At 32.5% G+C, this 23,051-nt stretch carries 20 protein-coding genes and 2 pseudogenes; 13 read left to right on the top strand and 9 right to left on the bottom strand.

Features of this window, described 5'->3' with window-relative positions:
• The first annotated feature begins 100 nt into the window (after positions 1-100).
• On the top strand, positions 101-616 hold the full coding sequence (locus AOB58_RS04515) for a DUF4064 domain-containing protein (RefSeq protein WP_021338660.1): 516 nt from the start codon (positions 101-103) through the stop codon (positions 614-616).
• A gap of 101 nt (positions 617-717) precedes the next feature.
• Here the strand turns inward: AOB58_RS04515 and AOB58_RS04510 are convergent.
• A pseudogene (locus tag AOB58_RS04510) lies at positions 718-1,328 on the bottom strand (YktB family protein).
• A gap of 263 nt (positions 1,329-1,591) precedes the next feature.
• On the opposite strand from AOB58_RS04510, the gene AOB58_RS04505 reads away from it, so the two are divergent.
• Positions 1,592-2,410 (top strand): inositol monophosphatase family protein, encoded by an 819-nt coding sequence (locus AOB58_RS04505; protein ID WP_021338662.1) that lies wholly within the window; start codon positions 1,592-1,594, stop codon positions 2,408-2,410.
• A 102-nt stretch (positions 2,411-2,512) separates the two neighbouring features.
• On the opposite strand, the gene AOB58_RS04500 is transcribed toward AOB58_RS04505, so the two are convergent.
• On the bottom strand, positions 2,513-2,704 hold the full coding sequence (locus tag AOB58_RS04500) for a DUF5325 family protein (protein WP_002507991.1): 192 nt from the start codon (positions 2,702-2,704) through the stop codon (positions 2,513-2,515).
• A gap of 98 nt (positions 2,705-2,802) precedes the next feature.
• Between AOB58_RS04500 and typA the strand changes: the two genes are divergently transcribed.
• Complete coding sequence (typA, locus tag AOB58_RS04495) at positions 2,803-4,650, top strand: translational GTPase TypA (protein WP_021338663.1); 1,848 nt, start codon at positions 2,803-2,805, stop codon at positions 4,648-4,650.
• A 270-nt stretch (positions 4,651-4,920) separates the two neighbouring features.
• On the opposite strand, the gene AOB58_RS13300 is transcribed toward typA, so the two are convergent.
• Both AOB58_RS13300 and AOB58_RS04490 read right to left on the bottom strand, forming a co-directional pair.
• Entirely contained in the window at positions 4,921-5,094 is a 174-nt protein-coding gene (locus tag AOB58_RS13300) for a DUF2197 domain-containing protein (protein ID WP_002507989.1), read from the bottom strand.
• Between the two features lie 2 nt (positions 5,095-5,096).
• Positions 5,097-5,579 carry a hypothetical protein gene (locus AOB58_RS04490; RefSeq protein WP_064783028.1) on the bottom strand — a complete coding sequence of 161 codons (483 nt, stop codon included), beginning with the start codon at positions 5,577-5,579 and terminating at the stop codon, positions 5,097-5,099.
• Positions 5,580-5,917: 338 nt separating this feature from the next.
• On the opposite strand from AOB58_RS04490, the gene AOB58_RS04485 reads away from it, so the two are divergent.
• From AOB58_RS04485 to AOB58_RS04475, 3 genes are all read left to right on the top strand, one after another.
• A complete protein-coding gene (locus tag AOB58_RS04485) occupies positions 5,918-6,175 on the top strand; it encodes an Fpa/YlaN family protein (protein ID WP_031265880.1) in 258 nt (85 codons plus the stop codon).
• A 387-nt stretch (positions 6,176-6,562) separates the two neighbouring features.
• Positions 6,563-7,798, top strand: coding sequence for a cell division peptidoglycan polymerase FtsW (ftsW, locus tag AOB58_RS04480; protein WP_064783027.1), 1,236 nt, complete (start codon positions 6,563-6,565; stop codon positions 7,796-7,798).
• Between the two features lie 403 nt (positions 7,799-8,201).
• A complete protein-coding gene (locus AOB58_RS04475) occupies positions 8,202-11,657 on the top strand; it encodes a pyruvate carboxylase (protein ID WP_046465180.1) in 3,456 nt (1,151 codons plus the stop codon).
• Between the two features lie 391 nt (positions 11,658-12,048).
• Here AOB58_RS04475 and AOB58_RS04470 read toward each other — a convergent pair whose 3' ends face one another.
• On the bottom strand, positions 12,049-12,957 hold the full coding sequence (locus tag AOB58_RS04470) for a COX15/CtaA family protein (RefSeq protein WP_002507984.1): 909 nt from the start codon (positions 12,955-12,957) through the stop codon (positions 12,049-12,051).
• Between the two features lie 283 nt (positions 12,958-13,240).
• Here AOB58_RS04470 and cyoE point away from each other — a divergent pair.
• Both cyoE and AOB58_RS04460 read left to right on the top strand, forming a co-directional pair.
• Positions 13,241-14,151: pseudogene (gene cyoE / locus AOB58_RS04465) on the top strand (heme o synthase).
• Between the two features lie 24 nt (positions 14,152-14,175).
• Positions 14,176-14,637: a DUF420 domain-containing protein gene (locus tag AOB58_RS04460; protein WP_002507982.1), complete on the top strand. Its 462-nt coding sequence runs from the start codon at positions 14,176-14,178 to the stop codon at positions 14,635-14,637.
• A gap of 142 nt (positions 14,638-14,779) precedes the next feature.
• Here the strand turns inward: AOB58_RS04460 and AOB58_RS04455 are convergent, their stop codons facing one another.
• The gene (locus AOB58_RS04455; RefSeq protein WP_064783026.1) at positions 14,780-17,038 is read right to left on the bottom strand and encodes an ATP-binding cassette domain-containing protein; all 2,259 of its coding nucleotides are present in this window, start codon (positions 17,036-17,038) and stop codon (positions 14,780-14,782) included.
• A 187-nt stretch (positions 17,039-17,225) separates the two neighbouring features.
• Between AOB58_RS04455 and AOB58_RS04450 the strand changes: the two genes are divergently transcribed.
• The gene (locus AOB58_RS04450; protein WP_046465182.1) at positions 17,226-18,275 is read left to right on the top strand and encodes a CAP-associated domain-containing protein; all 1,050 of its coding nucleotides are present in this window, start codon (positions 17,226-17,228) and stop codon (positions 18,273-18,275) included.
• Between the two features lie 17 nt (positions 18,276-18,292).
• Positions 18,293-18,727, top strand: coding sequence for a YlbF/YmcA family competence regulator (locus AOB58_RS04445; RefSeq protein WP_002507979.1), 435 nt, complete (start codon positions 18,293-18,295; stop codon positions 18,725-18,727).
• A 90-nt stretch (positions 18,728-18,817) separates the two neighbouring features.
• Here the strand turns inward: AOB58_RS04445 and AOB58_RS04440 are convergent, their stop codons facing one another.
• Complete coding sequence (locus AOB58_RS04440; RefSeq protein ID WP_046465183.1) at positions 18,818-19,738, bottom strand: lysophosphatidylglycerol phospholipase D; 921 nt, start codon at positions 19,736-19,738, stop codon at positions 18,818-18,820.
• 129 nt (positions 19,739-19,867) lie between these two features.
• Here AOB58_RS04440 and AOB58_RS04435 point away from each other — a divergent pair, with 129 nt between their 5' ends.
• A complete protein-coding gene (locus tag AOB58_RS04435; protein WP_002507977.1) occupies positions 19,868-20,119 on the top strand; it encodes a YlbG family protein in 252 nt (83 codons plus the stop codon).
• 103 nt (positions 20,120-20,222) lie between these two features.
• Here the strand turns inward: AOB58_RS04435 and AOB58_RS04430 are convergent, their stop codons facing one another.
• The gene (locus tag AOB58_RS04430) at positions 20,223-20,612 is read right to left on the bottom strand and encodes a DUF7147 family protein (protein WP_002507976.1); all 390 of its coding nucleotides are present in this window, start codon (positions 20,610-20,612) and stop codon (positions 20,223-20,225) included.
• A 69-nt stretch (positions 20,613-20,681) separates the two neighbouring features.
• Here AOB58_RS04430 and rsmD point away from each other — a divergent pair, with 69 nt between their 5' ends.
• Positions 20,682-21,224 carry a 16S rRNA (guanine(966)-N(2))-methyltransferase RsmD gene (gene rsmD / locus AOB58_RS04425; protein ID WP_002512273.1) on the top strand — a complete coding sequence of 181 codons (543 nt, stop codon included), beginning with the start codon at positions 20,682-20,684 and terminating at the stop codon, positions 21,222-21,224.
• A gap of 1 nt (position 21,225) precedes the next feature.
• Positions 21,226-21,711: a pantetheine-phosphate adenylyltransferase gene (gene coaD / locus AOB58_RS04420; protein ID WP_002507974.1), complete on the top strand. Its 486-nt coding sequence runs from the start codon at positions 21,226-21,228 to the stop codon at positions 21,709-21,711.
• 166 nt (positions 21,712-21,877) lie between these two features.
• Here the strand turns inward: coaD and AOB58_RS04415 are convergent, their stop codons facing one another.
• Positions 21,878-23,011: a nucleotidyltransferase gene (locus AOB58_RS04415; RefSeq protein WP_046465184.1), complete on the bottom strand. Its 1,134-nt coding sequence runs from the start codon at positions 23,009-23,011 to the stop codon at positions 21,878-21,880.
• Positions 23,012-23,051 lie beyond the last annotated feature (40 nt).

The following is a 23,051-nucleotide window of genomic DNA, read 5'->3' as shown; positions in this document are numbered from 1 at the left end:
TATTGCTCTAACATAATATTATTTAGCGATAGGTCGTGGTTATTTTTAATTATTCATAAATTTGCTATGATATAATTAATGAATTTATAGGAGGAAGAGTATGAGTAGGAAAACAGAACGTATTCTAGCTTGGATAGCAAATAGTCTTAGTTTAATTTTCTTAATATTTTCGATAATTGTATATGCGTTCATCAACGTGCCAGAATTTAAAGAAGTGTTTAATGAAATGAACCAACAACAAGGTGTAGAAATGTCGCCAGAAGCATTTAAAGCTTCTATCATATTCCAAGGTGTCTTTACACTTATTTCAACGATTTTAGCTTTTATTGCAGTATTTACGATTAAAGGCAATCGCATACTCGCAGGATGTTTATTTATCGTTTCTGCTATTATTGGTATGTTTGGTGGCAACTTTATTGCGATGATTTTATGGTTTATTGTTGGTATTATGCTATTTGTTAAAAAAGACGACAATAATCAAGCTAATCACATCAATCAGATGCCAAATTATAATATTTATAATAACGAAAAAGAAAAACAAAAGCCCCAGCAGCAAGATATGGATCCTGAGGCAGAAATGAAACGAAAAAAAGATGATGACCCGTATATTTACTAAATGTATCTGACAATTATTTATAAAGATAAATTGGTAAAAATAGAAAAGCACGTTACTTAAATTTATTTTAAGTAACGTGCTTTTTAGATATATCAGATGAATTATTTATAGAATTTGAGTAATTGTTCGAAGGTTTCTTCGAGGAAGTTTAAAAAGACTTTATCGCTTTGTAATTGTTCAGCATTTGGTGACAATGTACGAGCTACAAAGAACTCACCTTTTTAACTTCTTTAACACGATTGAGCGCTTTTGTTAGGTCTTCATCTGACATTTCATGGATGTAAAATTTTTCTTGGCTCATATGATCAGGACTAATGCTATAGTCATTTGGTAAATTTTTAAGTGTTTCAAATTGGTCCTCGAAAGCTTTTATTTGTTGTGCTTTGTCTTTTGTTTCATGCATGATACCATACATGACAAATAATTGATTTTCAAACAGACCTATTTGAAAATGAGGTTGCATTTTATAACCGCGTTTATTTGTAGCGAATGCGACCCATGTATCTTTTGGTGGGTTAACTTTTCGACGTGCATGTTTAGCTACGTGTGGATAAAATTTTTCACCGGTTACTGTTTCTAAATATTGTGCGAAATAATCACCTAATTCATTAAGTTGTGGTCGGATACGTTCATTTAACGCTTCCATTCTTGCATCAAGACCATCAACTGTGAATGCTTTGAAATCTTTAGGTTTAAATATGTATTTAGTCATTGGGGCCTCCTGTAAACATTATTTACGTTTGTATTGTAGCATAATATAATTGGTTTAACATTGTCTTTGCCCATTTTGCGCACCTTAAAACATAACTTTATGGTGCACGTGTAGAAAAGACTAAATAGGGTATACATGTAAGAAATCATAAAATATACAAAATATATTTTTATACATATTATTATTAGAAATTAGAAAAGTTAAGTATTAACTTTTTAAGTATTAATTACTGTATAATGAGAAGTCCATAAGGAGCTGATACAATGACTGTTTACGAGTTTGCTAAAGGTCTCATATTAGAGGCAGGGAATAATGTAAAAAAAATAATGAAAGAAGATATAGAGATAGAAACAAAATCAAATCCTAATGATTTAGTGACTAATGTAGATAAAGCTACAGAAAACTATATTTTTGAAAATATTTTAAAAACATATCCTAACCACCATGTCATTGGTGAAGAGGGGCATGGTCATGACCTTAACAACGTGACGGGGGTTGTGTGGGTAGTTGATCCAATTGATGGCACATTGAATTTTGTTCATCAAAAAGAAAATTTTGCAATTTCTATCGGTATTTATAATGATGGGCAGCCATATGCAGGATTTGTATATGATGTGATGAACGATGCACTATATCACGCTAAGGTTGGAGAAGGAGCATTCGAGAATGAAAATCGACTTCCTGAAATAAAATCGACAACTTTAAGTACAAGTATTATTGGCATTAATCCTAATTGGCTAACCAAGCCTCGTTTAGGAGAATTATTTAAACCTATAGTAGAAGAATCCAGGAGTGCCAGAGCTTATGGATCAGCTGCTTTAGAAATTATTCATGTCGCAACCGGAAAATTAGCTGGATATATTACACCTCGATTACAACCCTGGGATTTTGCTGGTGGTCACATCATCTTAAATGAAGTAGGTGGAAAAGGTACAGATTTAATGGGAGACGCATTATCAATTTATGAACCTAGTTCTATTGTAATGGCGAATAAACAATTACACGCTGAACTCATTGAACAACATTTTCAAAAAAATAATGAAATCATTGGATTATTGCAACAACGTTTAAAAAATAAATAATAAAAGATTATTTTAGAAGAAAAAACAGCCTATGAAAAGCGCCTCAATCCTATTTTTTAGAATTGAGACGCTTTTATAGATTGTATATAAAATTTGACTCGATTATAGCCAATCGTTTTCGCGATATTTCTTTTTTAAAGTGAAACCGTAACCAAATGTTGCAATGAATAATATAAGTGTTAAAATCATCAATGGAACATTTGTTGCAGCTAAACTAAAGCTAAATAAAAGCAAGAATACTACAGCTACTACAGCAAGTACCCAGAATATTGCTTTCGATTTTTTTTGTTGCATACTACCACACCTTTATAGTTTTCTTTAACCAATTATATGATATAATAAAAAAGTTGCAAAGAAAAGTGGGAATTTACTCGAGAAAGGAATTTGTATAAATGACTAATAGAAGAGAAGACGTTCGTAATATAGCTATCATCGCTCACGTTGACCATGGTAAAACAACACTAGTAGATGAGTTATTAAAACAATCAGGAATATTCCGTGAAAATGAACAAGTAGACGAAAGAGCAATGGATTCTAATGATATTGAGAGAGAACGTGGTATCACAATCCTTGCTAAAAATACAGCAGTTAACTATAAAGACAATCGAATTAATATTTTAGATACACCAGGACATGCTGACTTCGGTGGCGAAGTTGAGCGTATCATGAAAATGGTTGATGGTGTTGTACTTGTAGTAGATGCTTATGAGGGAACGATGCCACAAACACGTTTCGTATTGAAAAAAGCATTAGAGCAAAACTTAAAACCAGTTGTAGTTGTAAATAAAATTGATAAACCAGAAGCACGTGCTGAAGGTGTAGTAGATGAAGTATTAGACCTATTTATCGAGTTAGAAGCTTCTGACGAACAATTAGATTTCCCAGTCGTTTACGCATCAGCTGTAAATGGTACTGCAAGTTTAGATGCAGAAAAACAAGATGAAAATATGCAATCTTTATACGAAACAATTATCGATTATGTACCAGCACCAGTTGATAATAGAGAAGAGCCGCTACAATTCCAAATTGCACTATTAGACTATAGTGACTATTTAGGACGTATTGGTGTAGGACGTGTGTTCCGAGGAACAATGCGTGTAGGAGACAGTGTATCTTTAATTAAATTAGATGGTACTGTTAAAAACTTCCGTGTAACAAAAATCTTTGGTTTCTTCGGATTAAAACGTGAAGAAGTTAACGAAGCATATGCTGGTGATTTAATTGCCGTATCGGGTATGGAAGATATTAACGTTGGTGAAACAGTAACGCCAAGTGATCACCAAGATGCGTTACCTGTATTAAGAATTGATGAACCAACACTTGAAATGACATTTAGAGTTAACAATTCACCATTTGCAGGTCGTGAAGGCGATTATGTAACATCTCGTCAAATTCAAGAACGTCTTGATCAACAATTAGAAACAGACGTTTCATTAAAAGTTACACCAACTGAGTCACCAGATAAATGGGTTGTTGCAGGTCGTGGAGAATTACATTTATCAATCTTAATAGAAAACATGAGACGTGAAGGCTTTGAATTACAAGTATCTAAACCTCAAGTTATTTTAAAAGAGATTGATGGTGTGAAATGTGAACCGTTTGAACGTGTACAATGTGAAGTACCACAAGAATATACAGGTCCTGTAATCGAGTCATTAGGCCAACGTAAAGGTGAAATGCTTGATATGGTTACAACAGATAATGGCTTAACTCGTATTATCTTTATGGTTCCTGCTCGTGGTTTAATTGGTTATACTACAGAATTTATGTCTCAAACTCGTGGTTACGGTATCATTAACCATACATTTGACGAATTTAGACCACGTGTTAAAGGTCGTATCGGTGGCAGAAGAAATGGTGCACTTGTATCTCTTGATCAAGGTAAAGCTAGTGCTTATGCAATTATGGGCTTAGAAGACCGTGGTACAAACTTCATGGAACCTGGTACTGAAGTATATGAAGGTATGGTTGTTGGTGAACATAACCGTGATAATGACTTAACAGTTAATGTTACGAAAGAAAAGAACCAAACAAACGTACGTTCTGCTAATAAAGACCAAACTGTAAGTATGAAACGCCCAAGAATTTTAACATTAGAAGAAGCATTACAATTTATCAATGACGATGAACTTGTAGAAGTTACACCAGAAAATATTCGTATTAGAAAAACAGTGCTAGAAAAATCAGCACGTGAAAAAGAATCTAAACGTATCAAACAATTGATGCAAGAAGATGATTAATTAAAAAAGATTTGATATGAGAACCAAACTAGTTAATATTATCTAGTTTGGTTCTTTTATTTTAAAATTGTCATTTAAAATAATGTGGTTAATAAAATTAAAAGTATATTGCTATTAACATTATATGTACTTGATGATTTATAACATATAAAAATAGCTAAGCATTTAACAATTTGAGCTGCATTTTAGTTACGGCTCGTAATTATTGAACAATTAGCTATTATAATTATAAAGTTTGTTTATTAAATTATTGTGTAATAAAATTTTGTGTTAGAGATGATTGTAAGTTGTTACTTGATTGCGCTGTTTAGGTGTATCAAGTCTACTTTTACACTCATCACACATAAATGTGTGCATCGGATCATTTCTAAGTCTTTTCGCTTCTAATGTATTTTGATCGATAAATACTTCTGTATCACAAATAATACATTGAACTTTTTTCATACTTAGATCACCTCAATATGAGTAACGTATGCAAATTGGTAAGGATAACCTTCATTTGGAATGTAAACAAAGCTATCTACACTATAGTCATCATATAATCTTTTACCATCTTTAGCGAATTGGAAAAAGAGGTAAGGTAATAAATCAATCGGAACCTCAATGGCATCATTCTCATTATATAAACGGATGATCTTTGCAGAATCATGTGGTTCAGCATTCTTGAAAAAAGGTGTCATATTGATAACAAATGATTGTTCCAATACTGCACGTCTTTTATATTTAATTTCAGAATTTAATGTTGGCGGATTAGTTTGGCCTTCCAAAATTGCACGATTCCATTCACGGTTATCGTCAAAATTGATTGGTTTTGTACCGTCGAATACACCTTTTTCTAAATCTTCAATTTGTACTTTTCTATCATCAAAAATCCAAGTTGTACTATCTAATGATATTGGAAATTTAACTGCGCCCTTAATTTGAATCATAGTCCCACTCCTATTTGTATATCTTATCTATCTTTATAACAAAAATATGTAAAAATGAACTTTTTGTGAATGTTTCTCACTTGTTAGTGAACACTTCTATACTCATTGTACATTAAAAACTGTGTTGAAATAAAACGTTTTCACAACGGATGTCAGTAGTCTGACGATTCTGTAAAAAATATATTTGAGATAAAGATTTCTTTAATATCAATATTATCACAAATAACACGGTTTAGTATATTAAGGAATTCACTTGCTTTTTATGAATCAGTAAGATACACTTCTACATATAAAGTTACAATTGATAGGGGGAGTATGTCTTGGTAAAAAATCAAAAAATGAACAATGCGGCATATGACCAGTTGAATAAAGATGCTGATAGGATTCTCCAACTTATAAAAGTACAAATGGATAATCTGACGTTACCTCAATGCCCGTTATATGAAGAAGTACTCGATACACAAATGTTTGGATTGCAAAAAGAAGTAGATTTTGCTGTTCAACTTGGTTTAGTCGATATAGAAGTGGGCAAAGATTTAATGCTACGATTAGAAAAAGAACTTTCTAAATTGCATGACGCATTTACTAATGTTTAATATGGTTAAATAAATAGATTTTTTGGCTGGAAAGATTTTAACCAGCTTTGAAAATACACACAACTTGAATAAGTAGTATCTTCAAAACTACATAACATATTTCAGAGTGGCTGGGACATCAATATATTGTTGATTGCATCGCAGCCATTTTCTTTTGCTCAAAATAGACAAATGACGAAATTAATGGTTAAAATAATGGTATTTAGTGTTATATTTGTTCGAAATATTATAGTGATGTTTGATATAATGTTAAAAGTGTAATTTATTTTTTATGAAACAGACCCAATATCTTAAGACGATTTACAACAATAAATATCGTTTTAATGTTACGAATTTGAGCTAGTAATGATAAATGATATTAATAATTAGAATTGGATGATATGTCAAATGAATAACATAAAACAATTTTTTCGATATATTGGTAGAAATGCCAAATATATTGATTATCCGTTAGTAATTACATATATTTTATTATGTCTTATAGGCTTAGTAATGGTATATAGTGCAAGTATGGTTGCAGCTACAAAAGGTTCATTGACAGGTGGCGTTCCAGTGACTGGGACTTACTTTTATACAAGACAATTAATGTATGTAATCATGAGTTTAATTCTTGTCTTTTTCATGGCCTTCTTTATGAATGTCAAATTCCTTGAATCCATCAAATTTCAGAAATGGATGATGATGATAATGGTTGCTTTACTTGTAGCAACTTTACTTGTAGGAAGTAATATTAATGGTTCGAAAAGTTGGCTCAATTTAGGGTTTATGAATCTACAAGCTTCGGAACTATTGAAAATTGCAATAATTGTATATATACCTTATATGATAGAAAAGAAACGACCAAAAGTTTTTAAAAATCCTAAACTATTAACATCACCAATTATTTTGGCTTCATTTTGTATAGCACTTGTGCTTTTACAAAGAGATGTAGGCCAAACACTATTAATTTTAATAATCTTCTTTTCAATCATATTTTATGCAGGCATTGGTGTTCAAAAATCACTTAAATATGGTTTGATGATTTTATTCGGTGTAGTTATTATAGGTGGGTTGTTCCTGCTGTTAGGATTAGTTCCAGATTACTTGACTGCGCGTTTTAGTACATTAACTAATCCATTTAGTAATGAAGAAGGTGCTGGGTATCATATTTCTAACTCCTTGATTGCAATCGGAAATGGCGGATTGTTTGGACGAGGGTTAGGTAATAGTATTATGAAATTAGGATACTTACCAGAGCCACATACTGATTTTATATTTTCAATTATTGCTGAAGAGTTAGGTTTGATAGGCTGCGTCGTGGTTATAGGCTTATTATTCTTTATAGTTTACAGAGCATTTGAACTTGCAAATAAAACCAATTCTTACTTTTACAAGTTGGTCTGTGTAGGTATTGCAAGCTATATCGGCAGTCAAACGTTTGTTAACTTAGGTGGCATTTCAGGTACAATACCATTAACAGGTGTACCATTACCATTCATAAGCTTTGGTGGTTCTTCAATGATAAGTTTAAGTATCGCCATGGGTCTATTGCTAATTACAGCGAAACAAATTAAAATCGAAGAATTAAGAAAGAAAAAAGCAAATAAAATTAACGATAATGTAGGAATTTCTAGAAGATCATAAGTTACTTAATTATGGTAGTTATGATATAAATATGTAATTTGTAAAAGCAAACGTTACAACAGTAAAATGTTGAAAACGTTTGCTTATTTTTATAATCAGACATCTTAATTTTGAAAAACTTAGTGTTTTTAAAGTTAATGATAATAAAAAGTTATCGATTTTAATAATTTTTTATTATACTTAAGCTATGATATAATTCCATAGAAATGCGAGTATACTACAGTGTTTAGAGACTATCACATACAGATAAAATTTTATCATTCAGTGATCATAATTCAACAGTTTAAGAAGTGTTTCTAGAATAAACGAACAAACTTTTATTTGTATACATTGTTCGCATTTTGCTATAATGGTTTCTATATCAAACTTTTTAGAAAATTCAAATTTTAAGGGGGACCATGTTGTGAAAAAAATAAATAAACTTATGGTAGCCAATCGTGGAGAAATAGCAATAAGGATTTTTAGAGCAGCAACTGAGTTAAATGTACAAACAGTTGCGATTTATTCAAATGAAGATAAAGGGTCTTTACATAGATATAAAGCAGATGAATCATACTTAGTAGGCGAAGATTTAGGTCCTGCAGAATCATATTTAGATATTGAACGCATTTTAGAAGTGGCGAAACGTGCCGATGTAGATGCAATTCATCCTGGTTATGGTTTTTTAAGTGAAAATGAAACATTTGCACGCAGATGTCAGGAAGAAGGCATCAAATTTATTGGACCACGTGTAGAGCATTTAGATATGTTTGGGGATAAAGTTAAAGCAAGATCAACAGCAATTAAAGCAGATTTAAGAGTTATCCCAGGTACTGATGGACCAATTGATAATCAAGAAGATGCTATAGCTTTTGCAAATGAAGCGGGCTATCCACTTATGATTAAAGCTACAAGCGGTGGCGGTGGTAAAGGCATGCGTATCGTCTATGCAGAAGATGAATTAGAGGACGCATTCCACCGTGCTAAGTCTGAAGCTGAAAAATCATTTGGTAATAGTGAAGTATATATTGAAAAATATATCGATAATCCAAAACATATAGAAGTTCAAATTATCGGTGATGAACATGGGAATATCGTTCACTTATATGAACGTGATTGCTCAGTGCAACGACGTCATCAAAAGGTAGTAGAAGTAGCACCTTCTGTTGCTTTGTCTGATGATTTAAGAGAACGTATTTCTGATGCTGCAATCCAACTCATGGAAAATATAAAATACGTTAACGCTGGTACTGTAGAATTTTTAGTATCAGGAGATGATTTCTATTTCATAGAAGTGAACCCACGTGTACAAGTTGAACATACAATTACTGAAATGATAACAGGCGTGGATATTGTAAAAACACAAATACTTGTAGCAGACGGTGAAGTATTATTTGATGATGAAATAAACATGCCCAAACAAAAAGATATTCGAACGTTAGGGTACGCTATACAATGTCGTATTACTACTGAAGATCCTACAAATGATTTCATGCCTGATTCGGGTAGAATCATAGCTTATCGTTCAAGTGGTGGCTTTGGTGTTAGATTAGACGCTGGTGATGGTTTCCAAGGTGCAGAAATTTCACCTTATTATGATTCATTACTTGTGAAACTATCTACTCATGCGATGTCATTTAAACAAGCAAATGAAAAAATGGATCGTTCGTTACAAGAAATGAGAATACGTGGTGTTAAAACCAATGTGCCATTCTTGATTAATGTGATGAGACATGAACAATTTAAAACCGGCGATTATACAACAAAATTCATCGAGAAAACGCCAGAGCTTTTTGATATAGCACCAACACTTGATCGTGGTACGAAAACACTAGAATATATAGGTAATGTTTCAATTAACGGTTTCCCGAATGTTGAAAAACGACCAAAACCGATTTATGAAGCATCTCCAATTCCAAAGATTGCTAAAAAAGAGGTTGAACAATTAGAAGGTACTAAGCAACTTTTAGACGCACAAGGCCCTAAAGCAGTTGCAGATTGGTTAAAACAACAAGAAGATGTATTAATAACAGACACGACATTTAGAGACGCACATCAATCATTACTTGCTACTCGTGTACGTACGAAAGATATGATGAACATCGCTTCTAAAACTGCAGATGTAATGAAAGATAGTTTTTCATTAGAAATGTGGGGTGGTGCAACATTTGATGTCGCATTTAACTTCTTAAAAGAAAACCCGTGGGAAAGATTAGAAAGATTAAGAAAAGCTGTTCCAAATGTACTATTCCAAATGTTACTACGTGCTTCTAATGCAGTCGGTTATAAAAATTACCCTGACAACGTAATTAAAAAGTTTGTCAAAGAGAGTGCAGATGCTGGAATTGATGTATTCCGTATATTTGATTCATTAAACTGGGTAGATCAAATGAAAGTAGCAAACGAAGCAGTACAAGAAGCAGGTAAAATTTCAGAAGGCGCAATTTGTTATACAGGCGATATTTTGAATCCGAATCGTTCTGACCTGTACACAATAGAATATTATGTGAATATGGCGAAAGAACTTGAAAGAGAAGGCTTCCATATTTTAGCGATTAAAGATATGGCGGGCTTATTGAAACCTAAAGCTGCGAACGAGTTAATTGGAGAATTAAAAGCTGCAGTAGATTTACCTATCCATCTGCATACGCATGATACAAGTGGTAATGGCATACTTGTATACAAACAAGCGATAGATGCTGGTGTAGATGTCATTGATACTGCTGTAGCGTCAATGAGTGGCCTAACAAGTCAACCAAGTTCTAATTCGTTATACTATGCATTAAATGGTTTTGGTAGAAATGTACGAGCGGATATTGATGGTATGGAAGAATTATCTCATTATTGGGGTACAGTGCGTCAGTATTACAGTGATTTTGAAAGTGATATTAAATCACCTAATACTGAAATTTACCAACACGAAATGCCAGGGGGACAATATTCAAACCTAAGTCAACAAGCTAAAAGTTTAGGTCTAGGCAATAGATTTAATGAAGTAAAAGAAATGTACAAACGTGTTAATTTCTTATTTGGCGATATTGTAAAAGTAACACCTTCTTCTAAAGTGGTAGGTGATATGGCTTTATACATGGTGCAAAATGATTTAGATGAGCAAACTATCATTGATGATGGCTATAAATTAGACTTCCCGGAATCTGTTGTATCATTCTTTAAAGGGGAAATTGGCCAACCAGTAAGTGGATTTAATAAACAATTGCAAAAAGTCATCCTAAAAGGTCAAACAGCTTTAACAGATAGACCAGGTGAATATTTAGAACCTGTAGATTTTGAAGCTGTAAGAAAAGAATTAGAAGAGAAACAAGAAAGAGAAGTTACAGAACAAGATATAATCAGTTATGTGTTATATCCTAAAGTTTATGAACAGTTTATCTCAACGCGAGAACAATTCGGTAATGTGTCATTATTAGATACGCCAACATTCTTCTTCGGTATGAGATCTAACGAGACTGTAGAAATCGAAATTGATACAGGTAAGAGACTCATTATTACACTTAAGACAATTACAGAACCTGATGAAAAAGGTATTCGCACAATTTTCTATGATATGAATGGTCAAGCACGTCGTATCTTCATTCAAGATGAAAACGTCAAGGCAAGTGAAAGTGTGAAACCTAAAGCAGATAAATTAAATCCAAATCATATCGGCGCTCAAATGCCAGGTTCAGTTACTGAAGTCAAAATTTCAGAAGGTGAATCTGTTACGAGTGGTCAAGCTTTATTAATTACAGAAGCAATGAAAATGGAAACTACAATCCAATCACCATTTGATGGTGTGGTTAAGAAGGTTACAGTTCAAAGTGGAGAAGCAATCCAAACAGGTGACTTATTAATTGAAATTGAGAAAGAGCCAGTAGATTAAATTTTTTATTCTACAATCAAACAGCCGTCAGATTTCTTAAATGGGAATTTGACGGCTGTTTTATATGTCAAAAACTTTAATAGAAAAGGGTAGTTCTAAGAGTCAATAAAGTCTCTGAATTTTTTTATGTGTTGTACACTTTCCGCGGGACACTCTCAATCTGTAGTCTTCAACTAGTGCTTCCACAACAACTCAGGAGTCCGCTCAAAGCATTGTCATTTTTAATAATTAATTAGTTGAATTATTAAAAATACAACGCAAATAACTATGAATATATAACCCACTTAATGAAAATAGCTTTAATGAATATTATCAATAAAAAAACCAAATGCTTTTTTAGCATTTGGTTTATCTACATACTTATATTGTTTATGAACCAATAAAATCTAATTTATCCGCCACTTCGAATTGTTCGAAGCATTAGTACTATAAAGTAAGCTATTAAGCCAAACAATATAGTAATAAATAGCGCATGTAACAAAGCAATGAATAGATTAACATTTGTCATCATAGATAAAGCACCTGTAATAACTTGTAAAACTACTAAGACAAAGGCAGATGTATAACCAAAACGTATTGTACGATTATGGCTATAATTTTTTACTGCATGAATAAATGTTAATAATATCCAAATGAAAGCAATTAAAGCCATACCTCTATGGGTAAAGTTTACCCAGTCTTGTACATTATGCGGTATGATATCGTCAAATGGCAGTGGCCATTTACCATATGCTAAGCTGGCTTCTTTGTGTCTTACTAGTGCTCCCGTGTATATAGTTAAATATACAACAATTGCCATAATCCATGTATAAATTCTTAATGGTTTTCTGATAAATAGTTCATCAGCTTCATATTTTCGATCAATTTCAAAAATAATTAAAGTTAAGACAAACACTGATGAGAATGAAATCAATGAAATACCAAAGTGTAAAGCTAACGTATAAGAATTTTGTTGCCACATTACTGCTGCTGCACCAACAAGCGCTTGGATGACTAAGAATCCAACACTTATAATACTTAAAGGTTTTACTTCTTTAATATAACCAATATGTTTCCAAGCAACTATCGCTAACCATAAGACAACAAGCATGGATATGCCTGAAACTGCACGGTGACTTAATTCAATCAACGTTTGAATTGGTAAATTTTGAGGTAAAAATGCACCATGACATAATGGCCAGTCAGAGCCACATCCATCTGCTGAACCAGTCTTGGTAACTAAGGCACCACCCAATTGAACAAAAGCCATAATGAGTGTTGCTAAAACAGATAACCATTTTAGGTTTTTTTTGCTAAACAAGAATTAACCCCCACTTATATGTAAAATTCTTGAGACATTAAATTACATTCAGTTGTACCATTATTTGTTGTAATTATTGTAATTATTAATCTCGAAAAAACATACTTATAAAATTTAAATAAATCTTAACTAACATTATAACAAGAAATATAGATTAAATTGTGTCACAAAAATGACTATTTGTGAAAGTCGCTAAAGTGTCACAAATAACTTTACATAAATGTAGTCAATAACACAAATTTAATATATCATTGTATTATATGAAAAAAATAGGAGGGAAATTATGAACAAAGAACAAACTTTGTCACATAATTCTAGTCGTGTAACTTTTAAAGAGTTACAGCAAATCATCAAAACAGGACTTGTACAAGGAAACTTACTGCCTGCATTTGCTGGTTCATGGCTTGCAATTGTGTTGGCGAATCATTCCTTCCTCTCGTCAATACCACAAATCTTAATGATGTTGGTGGGCTCTACGTTAATTATGGGGGCGCATGTGCTTTAAATAATTACTATGATCAAGATATTGACAGTATCATGCCAAGTAAACAACAGAGACCAACAGTTAATGAGAGAATCTCAGACAGAAATCTATTGATTCTCAGTTTTGGAATGATGCTTATAGGGGAGGCATTTCTATTTGCGTTAAACATACCTTCGGGAGTAATTGGCTTGATAGGAATCGTTGGGTATGTTTCGTTTTATTCTATTTGGTCTAAACGTCATACAGTTTGGAATACAGTAATTGGTAGTTTTCCAGGTGCAGTGCCACCATTAATTGGTTGGACTGCAATAGAAGGAAACATCAGTTTGGTAGCAGTAGCACTATTCTTAGTAGTATTCTGTTGGCAACCGGTTCATTTTTATGCGTTAGCAATTAAGCGTAAAGATGAATATTCATTAGCAAATATTCCAATGCTACCATCCGTTAAAGGGTTTAGTCGTACGAGAGTAAGCATGTTAATATGGCTTGTTTTCTTATTACCACTACCATTTTTACTTAGCACTTTAGGCACAACGTTTATTGTAATCGCAACATTGTTGAATTTAGGTTGGGTGTACATGTGGTTAACAAGCTTTAAGAAAGATTTAGATGAAACGAAATGGGCAACAAAAATGTTTATTTATTCATTGAATTATTTAGTAGTATTCTTTGTGCTCGTTGTCGTCGTGTCATTAATTCAAATGTTCTAATAATTAATAATGAGGATGTATTATATGAATTTACCAATTTTACCTACTTTAAGTACAAGTTTTATTATTATTAGTGCGATCTTAGTTGCAATAGGTTGGCGCAAAATTTGGAAGAGAGAAATTGAAAGTCATAAAAAAGTAATGCTAAGCGCAGCGTTTTTTGCACTCGCATTCTTTATCATTTATGCTTCAAGAACGATTTTCGTTGGTAATACTGCTTTCGGCGGTCCAGATTCAGTGAAAATTTATTACACAATATTCTTAGTATTCCATATCAATTTAGCAACAATTGGTGCAATTTTAGGTGTATCACAAATCATCACGGCCTTTAAAGAGAAATTTAAAGTGCATAGATTTGTCGGCCCGATTGCATCGATTATATGGTTCTTTACTGCAATTACTGGTGTAGCAGTTTATGCTTTACTCTATGTAATTTATCCTGGCGGAGAGACTACATCGCTAATTAAAGCAACGTTTGGATTGTAACTAATATTTTTGACTTACTGTTAGTCATTTTACGGAAAGATTATCGGCATATAATAAAAATGGTAAGCAATCAAATTTTGATTGCTTACCATTTTTTAATTACAGCGATATCGTTAATAAACAACAATACCAAAGGTTCAATCTAGTTACCTAAATATCTTAGTAAATGTTTGGCAGTTACAGAAGCTTTAATGTCTAATAACCCTTTTGGTTTTCCTTCATATAGCAATTGACCACCTTGTCCACCAGCATAAGGGCCTATATCAATGATCCAGTCTGCATGAGTCATCATGGTTAAGTTATGTTCTATTACTACTACTGTGTTGTTGTCATCAATGAGTTGATTAAAACAGTCTAATAAGATAGGTATGTCATCTTCATGCAATCCTGTTGTAGGTTCATCGAAGACAAAAGTTTGGTGATTTACAGTACGTGTTAAATATTTACTTAGTTTCACACGTTGAATTTCGCCGCCTGATAATGTATTTAATGTTTGACCTAATGTCATATAATTAAGTCCCGTGGATTTTAAAGCATTTAAAGGTGTTGAAATATTGTGTTTTGAATGGAAGAATTCGATTGCTTCATCTACAGTTAGCGCAAGAATATCTGCGATTGAATAACCAGCTATTTTTGCATCAAGAACTTCTGGTTTATATCTTAAGCCGTCACAAACATCACATGTTTGAGTAAAATCTGGCATAAATGCAAGCTCAGTTTTTAAAATTCCTTTACCATGACACTCTGGACAGGCGCCTTCTGAATTATAACTAAACATAGATTTTTTTAATCCAGTTTCTTCACTGAAATAGCTTCGTACTTCATCAAATATATTTAAATAAGTGAGTAAGTTAGAACGACTTGATGCATGTACAGGTTTTTGATCAATAAAAATAGTGTCTTGTAACTGACCTAATCCTTCATGAATTAATGAACTTTTGCCGGAACCTGCGACACCAGTCACTACAGTCATAGCTTGTTTAGGTATTTTAGTTGAAACATTTTTTAAATTATTACGAGAAATATTAGAAAGTTTAATATAATCTTGGATTTCTCTAGGTTGTGATTTAAGATTATGCATTCTTCGTAAAGCAACGCCTGTAATCGTAGTTGATTTTAATAAAGTATTGTAAGACCCGGTAAATGTAATTTCTCCACCGTTTTTTCCAGCAAGTGGACCTAAATCTACAACGTGATCAGCAATACGTATAACATCAGGGTCATGTTCAACGACCAACACAGTATTTCCTTTGTCTTTTAAAGATTGTATGATTTCATTTATACGTTGTATATCATCAGGATGCAAACCAACACTAGGCTCATCTATAATGTAAACTAGATCGCTTAGAGGGCTATTAAGGTGTCTTATTAATTTAATACGTTGTGATTCACCACCAGAAAGCGTGGTAGTTTCTCTAGATAAAGTTAGGTAATTAAGCCCGATATAACTTAAAGATTGTAATTGTTGCTGTAGCGGTTCAATGATGACGCGGGCTTTATCTGAGTGAATGTTTTTAATGAAATCTAATGCATCATCTATGGATAATTGAGTGAAATCTGAGATGTCAAAACCATTAATTTTACATTTTAAAATATATGGATGTAATCTTTTTCCATGACATTTCGGACATTCTTTTGAAGTTACGACACGATCTATGGCATCTCTAAATTTATTTTTTTCAAAATTATCATTGAGTAAAAAAGAACGTCTAAACCGATGAATTAAACCTTCGAATTTGGCTGTTTTAGGCCAATTATCAGGTGGGTTTTTCAGTTTAGTAGGCTTTGTATATAGCAATGTATTAAGTTCTTCTTGTGTATAATCTTTTAATTTTTTATCGTTATCAAATAACCCTGTATATAAATAACGCTTTCCTCTCCAACTATCCGGTCTAAAAGAGGGGAATCGTATCGCATCTTCATTTAATGATTTATTGAAATCTAACAGCTCATTTAAGTCTATATCTTCCACATAGCCTAGACCTGAGCATGTATCGCACATCCCTTTAGGATTGTTAAATGAGAATATGTCAGAGTAACCCACAAAAGGTTCTCCGATTCGAGACCATAATAATCTCACTGAAGCATATATATCAGATATTGTACCTACTGTAGAACGCGAATTACCACCCAATCGTTTTTGGTTGATAATCATAGCAACTGGTAGGTGTTCAATCAAATCTACTTTTGGTTTTGAATATTGAGTTAATTGATGTTGTATATATGTAGAATATGTTTCATTTAAAAGACGTTCTGACTCGGCAGCAATGGTATTAAATACTAATGAAGATTTTCCTGAACCTGAGCGACCAGTAAAAACCGTTATTTGATGCTTGGGTATATCGACAGAAACATCTTTCAAATTATTTTGTTTTGCACCGTGAATACGAATTGTTGTCATGACTTTCACCTCTCAATTATCACTATACCCAAAAAAAGGTGATGTATCACTTGTATCGCTGAATCGTAAAAATGTGTATTTTAAATGACCTGTGCTAATCTTAACAAAGAATTTACAACGTCATACCTTGCTTGTGACATAATGAAACATGTACAATAAATGAAAGTAATATATAGGTGGGTGAGCGATGAAAAAACTAATAATTAAAATTATTGGTGTATTATTATTAATTTGTTTTTTAATTTATCTATTTTACTCACCGCGTTTAAAGTTTGACGTACTCGAAAATCCTAATAAAGATTCAACTAAAACGACTCAAAATAAGGATGCTCAAAAAACTGAGACAAACGCTGAAAACCCTAAACCTGAAAAGGGCGTAAGTACGTGGGTTGGTCAAAGCTTAGATGAATTAACTGATAAATATGGTCAAGCTGATCGAGTTTATCCATATAAAAATAATTTTAAAAATTATGTATTTAAGCAAAAAGATAAATATTATTTGATTACTACTAAAAAAGGGATTGTTAAGTCTGTTTATGCGACAGGTAAAGATGCTAATGTAAATCCTATAAAGATACAGGATGATGCGTCACAGGTTTTTGAAAAATATAGTATCAATCCAGAACCAATGATTTCTGTAAATGGTAAGCAATATCAATTAGAATTATCTGATTCAGATATGAAAACACAAGCATTAATTAAATTCAAAGATATCTATGCTCAAGTTTACATAGATCAGCAATCTAATGAGGTAGTCGCGGTTAGATATTTAGATAGTGAAGCTTTGGCAGCATTTAAACCGTATCAAATGTTATCTACCAAAGAAGATAAAGAAGTTAAAAGTAAATATAGTAATATTACTTATGAGCAAAACTCAAATCAGCTGACTACACTTTATGAAATTACAAATGAAATGAGAAAGTTAAAGGATGCTGAGCCATTGAAGGTTAATAATCAATTGACGCATATTGCCTCATTTAACTTGTATGAAGCAATTGGTACTGATAGTGTTGAATTTACTGAAGATGCTTTAAAACAACAGTTAAATGAGCAAGAAGTGCCATTTGTATCTGCTAGTCAAAATGTAGGCTATGATTTTAACGAAGTTCCAACTTTAATACATAGTTGGCTCAACTCAGATATTCATAGATCTAGGATGTTAAACTCTAAATATAATGAAATGGGTGGCGAAGTAACGAATGGTTACTACACAATTATTTTTGTTGAAGATAAATAGAAAGGAGATTTGTAACGATGATTACTGAAGAAACATTAACAGTGCTTGATGAAATTGAAGCACTTAGTGATAAAATACTTGAATCAAGATTATATAAAGAATATAAAGAGGCTGAACAACAATTAGCGGATAATGATGAGGCACACTTACTATACCAAGCATTTTTGAAATCAAAAGATAAATATGATGAAATTATGCGTTTTGGTAAATACCACCCTGATTACCAAACAGTGATGTTGGACACGCGTAAACGTAAACGTGCGTATGAAATGTTGCCAGTTGTAATGGATTTTAAACAAAAAGAAGTTTTACTACAGGATTTAATAGATGAAGTGATTGTTAAAATTGCATACGCTGTTTCTGAAAATGTAAAAATTGAAACAGGCAATCCATTTTTCCAAAAAGATGCAAGTGGTTGTGCTACAGGTGGATCATGTAGCTGTTCACTTTAAGCTGAATTTTAAGAGTTATCAATAAGAAATATTGAAAAAAGCTGGGACGCCTCATTGAGGTTTCCCAGCTTTATTCTGAAGCATGCGTTGCTAGTGATAAGTATGTTTAAAGCGTTCTGCTAAATCGGGTCTATCAGTAACAAGGGTATGCGCACCATTAAAAATCAAATCATTCATTAAGTCGAGATTATTCACACCATAATAACCTGGAATGATATCACGTGTGTTTAGCCATTGAATGAATCTTGGTGAAGTTAGTTTAATACCTTTGAATGAAACAGGCATTTGGAAAGTGTGCGCACGTGGTTGAAAGCTATTGCCTAGTCCTAAATAGAACTTTAAGAAACCTTCTGCAACTTCACTTTGACCTGCGCCAATGGCTACTGTACCATTACTTATTATATTAAAACGTTCAATTTGTTTACTATGGAAACTTGTTACTAATACGCGATCTTGAGCATTATTAGCAACAATATCCTCAAATATAATTTCTGGTACAAGATGGCCATGTTCACTTTCAGGGTCATCTTTTAAATCAACATTAATCAATTGATTTGGATATAATTTAAGTAATTCATCAAAAGATAAAATATAAGCATCTTTGTGGCCTCTATAAGGTTTATGACCGTTTATATCTACAAAATGATATCCTGAATCTAACTGTTTTATCTCTGCTAAAGTATGTTCGGATACTTTACCTGATCCGTTAGTCGTACGATCCACGTCTACATCATGGAAAACGATGAGTTTTCGATCTTTTGTAAGTCTCACATCTGTTTCAAATCCATCAATACCATGTGCTACTGCATTATCAAAAGCAAGTTTAGTTTGCTCTGGTCTTACAGCCATGCCACCACGATGGGCAAATATATATGGTGCAGGTTTAGAAAAGAAAGATGGTATACTTTGATTATTCGGTTTAGCTTTATACTTAGTAAGTAAAAATACACTACCGACTAAACCAAGTGTACTTAAAAATCCGCCCTTAATTAATTTATTGATTTTTGTCACGAGCAATCCTCCTCAGTTTTGAGTATATAAAGTAATATAGCAAATGTTTGTGATACATCAAAATAATTGTTATTTCTAAAAATAAAAAGACATGATATTATATAAAGGCTAATAATTGGAGTGAAAAATATGAACACTATAGCTAGAACAAGTTTGATAATTTATTTAAAACATATGAAACACGAAAGACAAGTAAGAAAGTTTGGCCATATTGTAAGTGTAAATAGACAACAACGCTATGTTGTAATGTATATAAATGAAGAAGAAGCGGATCAAATTGTTGAAAAATTAATGAAGCTCAAATATGTAAAGGATATTGAAGGCTCACCTTATAAATATTTAAAAAAGGTTTATGAAAAAGAACAGCATGAAATATCTTGATTTTTTGTATCTGATTAAAAGAAATGTAGCTAAAGAGTTAATAGGAATGAGTTAAAAAGCCACAATAGTACAGTGATTGTCTACAGTGGCTTATTTTATTCAATTATTGCAATGGTGGAATCCATCTCTGTAGTCTTAAAACACTGATTAAGTAGTTAAAATATAAATCGATGTCGTGGAAGGTTTCACTAGGTTGTACATCTACCTCTTTGATATCTATATTATATAGTTTTGCTTGCTCATTGATCATTTCAAACTTTTTATTGGAATTAGGATAGGGGTAATTTAAAGCATTAACCATGATATACATAGCTTGGAAGTGATTTTCACTTGTAGGATGCATAACGATTGCTACTGAAGAAGGTTTTTTCTCGAAAGTAGCAGCGTGGAAATAAACAATATGGTCGATACGTTTGAAATTATATTCTATTAAAGTGTTAAATTCGAATAAGTCTGTGAGGCCTTCGCCTAATTTTATAAATGATTGTTTCATTATTGTATCCTCCTTATCATGCAGTATGCATTATATAAAATTTGATTTAAGAATGGAAGTGTTAATAATATGAGAGTGATTTCAGGAATACATAAAAGTAAAGCGCTAGAGAGCATAGAAGGGCGCAATACCAGACCTACAATGGATAAAGTGAAAGAGGGCATTTTTAATAGTCTTCATGAAGTTTCAGGAATAGGCTTAGATTTATATGCAGGTAGCGGGTCTTTAGGTATCGAAGCTTTGTCTCGTGGTATTGATAAAATGATTTTTGTAGATCAAAATTTTAAAGCCGTTAAAGTGATTAAAGCAAATTTAAAGAGTTTGAATATAGAATCGCAAACTGAAGTATATAAAAACAATGCAGACCGTGCGTTGAAAGCACTTTCGAAACGAGATATTCAATTTGATGTAATCTTTTTGGACCCCCCATATGAAAAAGGACTAATAGATGAAGCGTTGAAAGAAATCGCAAAGTTTAATTTATTAAAAGAAAGTGGTATTATCGTTTGTGAGTTCAATCATCACGAAAAAATTAATACTGATCCTTTCCATGTGATAAAGCGTTATCATTATGGACTGACAGACACTTTGTTATTAGAAAAAGGAGATTAAAATGTCTACAACTAAAGCAGTTATTCCCGGAAGTTTTGATCCAATTACCTATGGGCATATAGATATTATAGATAGAAGTGCTGATCGCTTTGATGAGCTTCACATTTGTGTCTTGAAAAACAGTAGTAAAGCAGGAACATTTTCAATTGAAGAACGCATAGAATTGATTAAAGAATCAGTGAAACATTTGGATAACGTTACAGTACATCATTTTAATGGTTTACTTGTTGATTTTTGTGACGATATTGGTGCGCAGACAATAATCAGAGGTTTGAGAGCTGTAAGTGACTTTGAATATGAATTGAGACTGACTTCAATGAATAAAAAGCTAAATAGTGATGTAGAAACAATGTATATGATGACTAGTACAAATTACTCGTTTATTAGTTCAAGTGTTGTTAAAGAAGTTGCTGCATATAAGGCGAATGTTTCAGATTTTGTTCCAGTACATGTGGAAAAAGCATTGAATAAAAAATTTAGAAAATAACTATAAAGAACCAAATGCTAAATAACAAATTGGAAAATGGCTCTAGACTTTGTATGAAATCGCTGAACTGTAGCTATTCAAGTAGGCAACTGGATAATTAAAAATGGCTGACTTCATACTTTTAGGTATGCGGTCAGCCATTTTTAATTTATGATTATTACACTTTTTAAACACGTATCACAGGTGTATTGAAGTCGGTAGCGGTATTATTAGAAAGAAAATTATAAATTTGAGTAGCGTGTATTTCGTTCGTAAAATAATGCGCGTTTTGTTTGTTGACTTGTGTTATATAATTACGCTCTGGAAAAGTGTTCTTTAAATATTTTAAATACTGTTGTCCTTTTTGTGTCATGCCCAATACTCTAACTGCTTCAATTGTTGAAGGTTTATCTTGTTGTTTGAAATTCAGTAAAATGTTCATAAGTAAACGTTGGATATGCGTATATGTATAACGCTTTGACTTAATTAATTTCATTAAATGTTCAAAAGAAGTAGCTTCATTGATTAAATGCACTAAACGATGTTCTAATCCTTCACTCATTAAGTGGATTTGTTCTAAAGTTTGCACATCTTGGCTTAAAATTGCGTATTTGATATAAGTGAAGGTATCTTCAATTGAAACTTGGGGCGCTTCATAAAGTGTTTGAGCCGATTCAGGAACAACTTTTTTCCATTGGTCATCACCTGTTTGAATTGATTTACGAATCGAAGTACCACTTGCAAAAGCAAAGTTTGAAATCAAATCATCATGATGAGCGCTTTGTTCTCGAGTTATCGTCCAGGGTTGGATGGTTGGTGCCCATTTTTGAATCGCACGCATATATGATATCCCTAAAGTGTTATTAGGTGATGAAAGTAATGAATGGTCAGAGATAAGTTCACTAATGATTCGTGGATAGCTTTTACCTTCTTTAGATTTTTCTGAAAATTGTGGTGAATCTTCTACTTTATTCATTTCTTGTGCAAGTGATAAAAATGCATTTATATTACCAGATTCGCTTCCGAATGATAAATGATTAACATTTAAATAATCTGCGACTTGAACTGCAGTCTCTGCAAAATATTGTCCTGCAGAAATTGCAGAGTAGGCAGGTAATTCAATAACTAGGTCGACAGCGGTTAACGCCATTTGTGTTCGCGTAAATTTATTATAAATTGCTGGTTGGCCTCTCATTACAAAGTTTCCACTCATAATTGCGACAGAAACTTCAGCTTCAGTAATTGACTTTGATTTCTGTGCATGGTATAAGTGACCATTGTGGAAAGGATTATATTCTGTGACTAGTGCAACGCTTTTCATTTGCAATTCTTCCTTTCAGAATTCATTATATATATTGTAA

This window comes from Staphylococcus sp. AntiMn-1 (assembly GCF_001663395.1).
GTDB lineage: Bacteria > Bacillota > Bacilli > Staphylococcales > Staphylococcaceae > Staphylococcus > Staphylococcus equorum.
Note: the sequence above shows the minus strand (reverse complement) of the source record. Positions and strands in the feature narration are given on the sequence as shown.